Consider the following 8,673-nt stretch of genomic DNA (forward strand, 5'->3'; position numbering starts at 1 on the left):
TCAAGGCAAAGGCAAACCTGCGAGACCCCGCGAGCTACTTCGCCGCTCAGAAGTTCCAACTCGCCGACAAGGACGTCGTCTACGTCTCCAACTCCGGTGCCTACGAACTCTATAAGTTCCTCACACTCCTCAACAACACCTCCGACACGATCGCAAACGTCCCATCCAACCTCGCAACCGCACGAAACGCAGGAAAATCCCTCGGACAGTGAACAGGGACAGGCGGTAACCGCGAGACACGGGGCAAGGCCAGGTATCGGCGAGGGGCAGCCCAATCCGCAAGTTCGGAGCCGCTCGTGCGGCCATTGGGTATCGGCCAAAGATGGAGATCCCGCCAGCACAAGGCGAGTGGTCGTCGGCGCGGGAATGAAGATGCTCAGGCGGCGCAGGCCGTGGCAAATGGATCGCGTTTGATCAGTGGACGGGCGGTTGGCGCCGAGACGGGGCGAGTGGACCTGCGGCATGGCCGCTTTTTCCCACCGGGGTCGGCGTGTCGTCGCCCCGGTGAGAAGCGTTGTGAGCTTTCGAATTTTGTGGGTCCGGAGGCGCATCGAAGAAGTCGGTCGCACCGGCTGCCGCCGCGACGTAATTCTCTCTATGACTTGTCAGAATCGAGAGAATTACGCAGGTATCGGTTCATCGTAGACTTTCATCGCGGTTTCTCGTGAATGGTCCGATCAGCTCAGCGGCGTCGCCAACGACGTGGCCGCAGTCGAACTGAGTTGGCCGATGCTCACACTCGTCGCGCCAGTATCCGCGGTGGCGGTGGCGAGGGCCTGAACAAAAGAAGTTGCTGCCGCGGTGATCGTCGTGTCGACGAGGCTAGAAGTCCCCGAGGTCTCGGATTCGACCGCTTTCACCGCCGTCGCCGTCGAGCCGGTTGCCGCGGTCAGTGTTACCTTGGCGGTGTTGTCTACGGTAATGATGTCACCGGCGGTCAACAGAGTCGACAAACCGACTTCGAAGGTTGTTGCCCAAGTCTGCCCCGCCGCCGTTCCCCACGGATTGCGAATCTCCAACATGTTCGTGGCAGTATCGTAGCCGTAGATCGACATTGCATGGTTGGCGATCAGTGTCGCCCGTCCGGCGCTGTCGCGCGCATTGGTCAGTGACGTCAGTACCAGATCGTAGCCCTTGGCGAGATCATCGACCAGCAGCGACAGAACGGACGCCGTCGAAAGACCACCGCTCGAACCGGTCCGAGCCAGGTTCGAATTATAGACGTTGCAGGTCCAGGATTTTCCTGCGGCGCAGAAATCGGTGATCTGGGAGGCACCGGTGATCTCGGCGAGCGCATACTCGACATAGCCGCCGTTGCCGATCGTCGTCCAACTGTTGCCGGCATTGATCCAGTTGCCGGTCACCACGCTGGAGGCCTGGAGTTGGGCGTAGCCCTTCTCGGCGAGGCTCGCCCACAGGTCTGCACCGGAGTTGAACAAGGTGCCGCCCTTGGCGAGGCTGGAATTGACCGTCACCCAGGTCGCAGTGCCGTTGACATAGAAGCGGACGCCATAAGTTCCATTGCCGTTGTCATTGAACATCGATGTGATCAGATTTTGGTTTTGCTTGGCGACTTCCGCGAGGCTCGCCAACAGATAGCAGTCACCGAGGTTGCCCTGGTTGACGTCGCTCATGCTCGCCCCGGTAGAGGCGAACAGCGGCTTGGAGACTGTCGAATAGGACACGGTGAAGGTCGTCGAGCCCATCGTCACCTTGCTGCTCGGCAGATCCGTGCCGAGAAACCATTTGCCGACCAACTCGGTGAACTGCGTTCCGGTGGTCGAACCGGCATAGAGATTGCCGACGATCGTCGATGTCGCCGCGCCGCCGGTCCAAGTCAGGTTGCTCGCCGATCCGGTGACCAGAGACTTGGCGATCGAGGTCAGGTAGATCGACGTCTGCACACCGGTGCCGAGGTTGGCTACGATCGTCTTCAGGTCGGCGAGTTGGGTTGCCGTCAATTTGGTTCCGCTGGATGTCAAGGTGGCCGCAAGATCGGTGAACACCTTTGTGAGACCGGAGAAAGTCACCGTTCCATTGGAGATCGCGGCACGCATGTCGGTGGCGATCGAAGCCGTCTTCAATGTGGCAACCCAAGGCGGGATCGTCGACGTGGTCGAGGTGGTGGCCGCTGCCGGGGCGATCGTCGTCGTCGCTGCCGTCGTTGCGGTCGTCGTGGTGGCTGTCGCCGCAGTGGCGGCGCTCAGGCCGAACACCGAAGGCGAGGGGCCGGCGTCGCGTGGTGCCTGAGCCGCGAAATTACCCCAAGCGTCGAGGCCGAAGGCGACGTCGGACGCACCGTTGGAATCGGTCCATCCGTCGTCCTTGCTCCAGTAGTCTTGAGTCGCGGTACGCGTCGACTTCGATCGTTCGGAGACCTTGAGAGCGAGTGACATGGCGATGAGATCCCGGTTCGAATTTGCGGTCGCTCGGAAAGAGCACTCGGACACCGAACTGAACTATGGCGGGTCTCGTCTTCCCGTTTGGTATTTCCAATTCGTATAATTCTTCGCATTCGAACGAATTCGGCTGAAGGGCCTGGATTTGAGCGCTTGTCGTGCGGAACCGCCGGCATGTAGCGACGAAAGTCCTTCGCCGATGTCGACCGGCGCGAAATGCTTTGGCTCCCGCGTGTGCGATCTGTGGGCGAAAGCCCGCAGCGACCGGGACTCCGGCGTCGGCTTCGAACTCGGGTTGACCGCGCAGGTGGCGGATCGTCGTCGAGGTCGAAGGCCGCTCGGTCATCACCGGCCTACCCCGAGGTCTGCGGCGGCGGACCTTCATGGATCGCCATGGGTGTCAACGTTAATGCCACGATTGTGCCGGAAGCCCCCGAAATGCGACGAATCCATGGTAGAAAAATGGCAGAGCGTGCGGATTGACCAGAGTGAATGCCGCCGCCACGGTTCGGGCGCGAGCGCACACCGCGGCTAACCTATCGGAGCGACCGCCTGCATTCACCTTGACTGACAGGACTAGACTCAAGGTCCGTTGACTCTACGTACGCATGACGGTAAATAAGTGTTTAAGGGGAGTGGGCGGCCGCTCTCGGGTCGGCGGGCATTTCGAATTCACAGTAGGCGATATAAAGGGGTATCCAGATGCGGAAAGCTATTTTGATCGCCGCCTTGGGCGGCAGTTTGGGGCTGATGTCCTCAGTGGCCAATGCGACCGCCCTGACGGCGGCCGATGTTGATAGCGCGCTCGGCGTGAGTGCGGTGACGACCGGGCTCTACAAGTCCACGCTGACGTCGCTCGCGACTTTCCAGGCGGACTTGGTGACGCTCAGCCATCAGTCGGGCGCTTACGATGCAATCCTCTCGGCGTTCGGCGGCGGCAGTAAGGCGTCGGTCAGCCATCTCGTGAGAGGTGAGATTTGGCGCACGCAGCTCACCTTCAACTCTGTGGCGAGTACCATCGATATCGTAGCGCCCGGCACCACCTCCGGCACGCTGACCCATCTGACATTTGCCGCAGTTCCTGGGCCTCTCGCCGGGGTTGGTCTGCTTCCGCTCGGTGCCGTGCTCGGTGCCGGCCTGTTGTTGAAGCGTCGGCGGCGTTCCGCCACGGCCACCGGCGCGGAATGCGCTTGATCAGATTCGTTTTAACGGCTTGAATAGAGGGTGTGACCTATGAAGAAACTTTTGGGCGCAGTGGCTCTGAGCGTCATGCTCTTGAGCGGAGGTGGTGCGAACGCGACGCCCGACCCCTTGGCGGCGTTGGAGTTGACCGGCTATGGTGGCGGATACTATACTACCGCTATCACTGATTATACTGTTTTCTTGTCGGCGTTCGGTGGCATCTATAACGGCGGAGTTGGCTACAGCAATCTTGCCACGCTGAGCGATTCCTTAATCTACGATATCACTGGCAATAGCTTCGATGCGCTGGTGACAGTCGGTAATCTTGGAACCAAGTCGATCACTGTTGATGTGTACGCTTATAACGTTTTTAACCCTGCCACCGGCACTCCCGGCATTAATCCCGTCGTAACTTACTCGACTCCGGGTCCGATCGCCGGTGCCGGTCTTCCGATCTTGGTGGTTCTCGGTGCGGTCGGCTTCGCGATGCGTCGTCGCAACGCCGGAGCCTCCATCTGAGCCTCCGTTCTTCGGCGTCCGCCCCATGGCGGACGCCGACATTCAAAAGGCCCTTCGGGGCCTTTTTGTTTTATTTGCCTTTGTGGGGCTTCTGGTCGCGGCCGAGCCCCGCCGTCGACCGGAAGTTTCCAGGTCCGCGAACAGCGACACTCACAGGGGCCAGTGTTAACCGGACTCTAATGAGAATGCCCCACTTTCCCGATGAAGACGGAGGGGGGGCTTTCCATGCGAGTTTGCACCGACAGCGGCGCTTGGGCTCTGGCGCTGGCGCTACGTCTGCTCGGCATCGTCGCCGATCCGGCCGGAATCCAGCATGAGATCGGCTCGGCGAAGCCCCTCGATATCGACGATCTGTTGCGCGCCGCTGTGTCCTTCCCGGTCAAGGTCAAACGCAAACGCATCGCGGTCAGGCGCCTCGCCGCCATCCCGATGCCGACGATTGCTCGCATGCGCTCCGGCGACTTCGTCGTCGTCGGACGGGTGTCAGAGGAAGGTGTGTTGCTGCAGGGCGCCGCCGATCAGGCGCCGCGATTGGTGAGCCTCGCGGGTTTCGCCCGCGACTGGACCGGTGAACTGATCCTGATCGCCAAGCGCGCGGCCCTCGGCACCGACGGTCGACGCTTTGATCTCGGCTGGTTCTGGGGAGCGATCGGCAAGTATCGCGGCATCCTCGCCGAGGTGATGCTCGCCTCTTTCGTCATTCAACTCTTCGCGCTCACCACGCCGCTGATCTTCCAGGTCGTCATCGACAAGGTGCTGGTCCACCGAGGTTTCTCGACACTCGAGGTGATGGTCGGCGGGCTCGTCCTGATCGCCTGCTTCGATGCGCTCCTTTCGGGTCTGCGCACCCATCTCTTCACCCATACGTCCAACCGCATCGACGTCGAATTGGGATCTCGGGTGTTCGACCACTTGTTGCACCTGCCACTTGCCTATTTTGAGAGCCGCCGGGTCGGCGACAGTGTCGCCCGCGTCCGCGAGCTCGAGACAATCCGGCAGTTCATCACCAGTTCGACGCTGACGTTGGTTCTCGACCTCGCCTTCGGCTCGGTCTTCATCGCGGTGATGTTCCTCTACAGCCCGACGCTGGCCTGGATCGTGGTCGGCAGCCTGCCTCTATACGCGCTGCTGTCGCTCGCCTCGACCCCCGCCTTCCGCAAGCGTTTGGACGAGAAGTTCAGGCGCGGTTCGGAAAACCAGGCCTTCCTGGTCGAGGGCGTCACCGGCATCGAGACCATCAAGGCGATGGCGGTCGAGCCACAGATGAAGCGGCGCTGGGAAGAGCAATTGGCGGGTTACGTCGGGGCCTCTTTCGCCGCCACTCAGGTCGGTAATTGGGCGACCCAATTCGCCAATCTGATCAACAAGGGCGTTGGCGCGGCGACTCTGTTCTTCGGCGCCGGTCTGGTCATCGCCAACCGCCTGACGGTCGGCGAACTCGTCGCCTTCAACATGCTCGCCTCCCAGGTCAGCGGGCCGGTGTTGCGGCTGGTCCAGGTCTGGCAGGATTTCCACCAAGTCCGCCTCTCGGTTGAACGGCTCGGCGATATTCTGAACACGCCGGTCGAACCGTCGAGCTCGGGCGGGGGTGCCGACCGGCCGCCGCTCGCCGGGCGCATCGAATTCGAACGGATCACCTTCCGCTACGGGCTCGACCAGCCGCCGGTGTTGCAGGAATTGTCGCTGGTCGTCCCGGCGGGTCAGGTCGTCGGCATCGTCGGTGCTTCGGGTTCGGGAAAGAGCACGCTGGCGAAGCTCGTGCAACGTCTCTATCAGCCAGAAGCCGGGCGACTGCTCGTCGACGGCACCGACGCCACGCTGCTCGACCCATCGTGGCTGCGCCGCCAGATCGGCGTCGTCCTTCAGGAGAACATTCTGTTCAACCGGACGGTCCGGGAGAACATCGCGCTCGCCGATCCGGCGATGCCGATCGAACGAGTGATCGAAGCAGCCAAGCTCGCCGGTGCCCATGAGTTCGTCGTGCGTACACCGCTCGGCTACGACACGCAGATCGGCGAGCGTGGCGTGTCGCTGTCCGGTGGCCAGCGGCAGCGCATCGCCATCGCCCGCGCGCTGGTCGGTGATCCGCGCATCCTGATCTTTGATGAAGCGACTTCGGCCCTCGACTACGAATCGGAGAGCGTCATCCAGGCCAACATGCGCGACATCGTCGTCGGGCGCACCGTGCTGATCGTCGCCCATCGCCTGTCGACGGTCCGCCATGCCGACCGCATCTTGACGATCGATGGCGGGCGGATCGTCGAAGACGGCACCCACGAAGAGTTGATACAACGCCAGGGCCGCTATGCGCGGCTGCACCGAATTCAGTCGACTGGTCGCTGAGGAGATCCGCCCATGCCCTCGCCGGCCCGTACCGCTCATGTTCCTGCCGCCGAGCCGCGGTTGCGCGTCGCCGGAGCGGTGACGCCGTCGCGCGACGAGCGAGCCTTCCTGCCGGCTGCGCTGGCCGTCTTGGAGACCCCGCCCAATCCGCTGGGGCGACGACTTCTCTTGGCGATCGTCCTCACCGCCTTCGCCGCGCTTGCCTGGGCCTCGATCGGCGAGGTCGACATCGTCGCCGTCGCCTCGGGCAAGATGGTCTCCCATACCCGAACCGTGGTCATCCAGCCGTTCGAGACCGGAAGCATCGAAGCCGTTCTGGTCCGTGACGGCCAAGCGGTCGCCGCCGGCGACGCGCTGGTCGAACTCGACAAGACCGCGGCGCGGGCCGAACGCGATCGCGCCGCGAACGACGGGATCGCCGCCCAACTCGACGAACTGAGGTTTACCGCGTTTCTCGACGGCGCCACGACCGCGCCCTTCGAAACCGTAGCGACGGCGTCGGAACAAGAGCGTGCCCGCGCCCAGGCGCAACTGAGCGCGCAGAACGCGGCCGTGGCGGGGCAGCTCGCGGCCATCGCGGCCGAACGGGAACAACGAGTCGCCGATCGATTGTCCCCCCAACTGACCGAAGTCAAATTGCGCCAGACCTTGCCGCTCGTCGATCAACGCGCTGAAATCAAGCGTGCTTCCGCGGCAATGGGCAATTCTTCGATCCCCGCCAAGCTCGAGAGCCAGCAACTCGCCATCGAAACCCGCGCCGAACTGGACATCACCCTGTCCAAGATCCTCGCCCTCGACGCGGCGATCCGCGGTCTCGATCAGAAGCGGACGACGACCATCGCCGACGCTCGTCTGAACGCGATGAACGAGCGCGCCAAGGCCGTCGATCGCGCGCGCGCGGCATCGGAAGCTCTGGTCAAGGCGACGCGGCGGCTCGATCTCCTCACTTTGCGCGCGCCGATCGCCGGCACCGTGCAGCAAGTTCACCCGACCAACGTCGGCAACGTCGTCACGCCCGCTCAGCAATTGCTGTCGATCGTTCCTTCCAGCAACGGCATCGAGGTCGAAGCTGTGCTCGAGAATCGCGACGTCGGATTCGTCGTAGTCGGACAGCCGGTCGAATTGAAGATCGATGCCTATCCCTTTACCCGCTATGGGCTGATGCGCGGCACCGTCACTGCCGTCGACCGAGATGCCGAAGCCTCGCCGGTCGATGCCAAAGTGGTCAACGGATCGCAACGTACGGCGGACGCGACCGACTACGTCGAAGCGAGCGAACGCCTCCGCTATACGGTCCGTATTGCCTTGACGACGGACGGGTTCGAGGTCGACGGCCGGCCGGCAGTGCTGCTGCCGGGCATGGCGGTCAAGGCCGAGGTGATCACCGGCCGGCGCAAAATCATCGACTACTTGCTCTCGCCCCTGCGGGAAGTTGCGCACGACGCGATGCGGGAGCGGTAAACAAGGATCTTGCGAGGTTGGGTAAAAGGCCCGATCGAAAAACTCGAGAGCTGCGACCGAATGCGCAATCGGGGAACGGGCGTCAGCGACGAAATCGGCCCGTTTCCTCGCTAGCCATGTTTAACGGACCGTGCTTTGTCTTCTTGGAAATCCCGAGTCACTGTGATCTCGGATCGACCTCGCTGTCAGGCCAAGTAGAAATCCGAAACACACATCTCGCAAGGGATCATCGAGCACGATTTTCAACGTGGCTTCCCGGCCCATTTTGCCCCGAGGTCATGTCGGAAGCCTCCTGACACGCGCGCGAGTGACGACAGAAAGTAAATAATTACGGAGGCTTGTGTGTAGGTGCAATCCGCGTATATCTCGATCAGCCGTTCTCAGTTAAGCTTCCGTGTGTATTCCCATAATACCTCGATTGGTATTGCCCGAAGTATCCGTATGAGGAGTGGGCATCGAACATTTTGAGGCGTTCGATTTCGACCTTGGAGAGGACGACGCCGATGGCCTTGTCGGCGATGACGGGATCGGCGATGAGCATGTCGCGGACGGCGCTGCGGGGGGTCTTGCCCCATTCGACGACGAGATAGTAGCCGTCGATGAAGCGGGAGGCGGCGACGGCGTCGATGACGGCGCCGATCGGCGGAAGGTCGATGATGATCAGATCGAAGGCGGTCGCGGCCTTCTGGACGAGATCGATCATCGCCTGGGAGCCGAGGGCGTCGCTCGATGCGGCGATGCGCTTGTGGGTGGCGCCGGGCAAGAAGAC

General features: G+C 62.2%; 5 protein-coding genes and 2 pseudogenes. 5 read left to right on the forward strand and 2 right to left on the reverse strand.

What is annotated here, in order from left to right:
* Positions 1–212, forward strand: a pseudogene (locus tag EYW49_RS23185) (polysaccharide biosynthesis/export family protein); the annotation flags it as partial.
* 465 nt (positions 213–677) lie between these two features.
* Here the strand turns inward: EYW49_RS23185 and EYW49_RS22410 are convergent.
* Positions 678–2,396: a C2 family cysteine protease gene (locus EYW49_RS22410; protein WP_131311926.1), complete on the reverse strand. Its 1,719-nt coding sequence runs from the start codon at positions 2,394–2,396 to the stop codon at positions 678–680.
* A 705-nt stretch (positions 2,397–3,101) separates the two neighbouring features.
* Between EYW49_RS22410 and EYW49_RS22415 the strand changes: the two genes are divergently transcribed.
* The 4 genes from EYW49_RS22415 to EYW49_RS22430 all read left to right on the forward strand — a co-directional run bounded on the left by EYW49_RS22415 (position 3,102) and on the right by EYW49_RS22430 (position 7,904).
* Complete coding sequence (locus EYW49_RS22415) at positions 3,102–3,593, forward strand: hypothetical protein (RefSeq protein ID WP_131311928.1); 492 nt, start codon at positions 3,102–3,104, stop codon at positions 3,591–3,593.
* A 39-nt stretch (positions 3,594–3,632) separates the two neighbouring features.
* Positions 3,633–4,100: a hypothetical protein gene (locus EYW49_RS22420; RefSeq protein ID WP_131311930.1), complete on the forward strand. Its 468-nt coding sequence runs from the start codon at positions 3,633–3,635 to the stop codon at positions 4,098–4,100.
* A gap of 225 nt (positions 4,101–4,325) precedes the next feature.
* Positions 4,326–6,443 (forward strand): type I secretion system permease/ATPase, encoded by a 2,118-nt coding sequence (locus EYW49_RS22425; protein WP_131311932.1) that lies wholly within the window; start codon positions 4,326–4,328, stop codon positions 6,441–6,443.
* Between the two features lie 12 nt (positions 6,444–6,455).
* Positions 6,456–7,904 carry an HlyD family type I secretion periplasmic adaptor subunit gene (locus EYW49_RS22430; RefSeq protein ID WP_131311934.1) on the forward strand — a complete coding sequence of 483 codons (1,449 nt, stop codon included), beginning with the start codon at positions 6,456–6,458 and terminating at the stop codon, positions 7,902–7,904.
* A 370-nt stretch (positions 7,905–8,274) separates the two neighbouring features.
* Here EYW49_RS22430 and EYW49_RS22435 read toward each other — a convergent pair.
* Positions 8,275–8,673, reverse strand: a pseudogene (locus EYW49_RS22435) (hypothetical protein); the annotation flags it as partial.

The sequence above is a fragment of the Siculibacillus lacustris genome (assembly GCF_004328075.1).
Classification (GTDB): domain Bacteria; phylum Pseudomonadota; class Alphaproteobacteria; order Rhizobiales; family Ancalomicrobiaceae; genus Siculibacillus; species Siculibacillus lacustris.

Bases quoted from the DNA above. Each gene is read 5' to 3' on its own strand.
- EYW49_RS22410 (WP_131311926.1), bottom strand. From the start codon at position 2,396: ATGTCACTCGCTCTCAAGGTCTCCGAACGATCGAAGTCGACGCGTACC.
- EYW49_RS22415 (WP_131311928.1), top strand. From the start codon at position 3,102: ATGCGGAAAGCTATTTTGATCGCCGCCTTGGGCGGCAGTTTGGGGCTG.
- EYW49_RS22420 (WP_131311930.1), top strand. From the start codon at position 3,633: ATGAAGAAACTTTTGGGCGCAGTGGCTCTGAGCGTCATGCTCTTGAGC.
- EYW49_RS22425 (WP_131311932.1), top strand. From the start codon at position 4,326: ATGCGAGTTTGCACCGACAGCGGCGCTTGGGCTCTGGCGCTGGCGCTA.
- EYW49_RS22430 (WP_131311934.1), top strand. From the start codon at position 6,456: ATGCCCTCGCCGGCCCGTACCGCTCATGTTCCTGCCGCCGAGCCGCGG.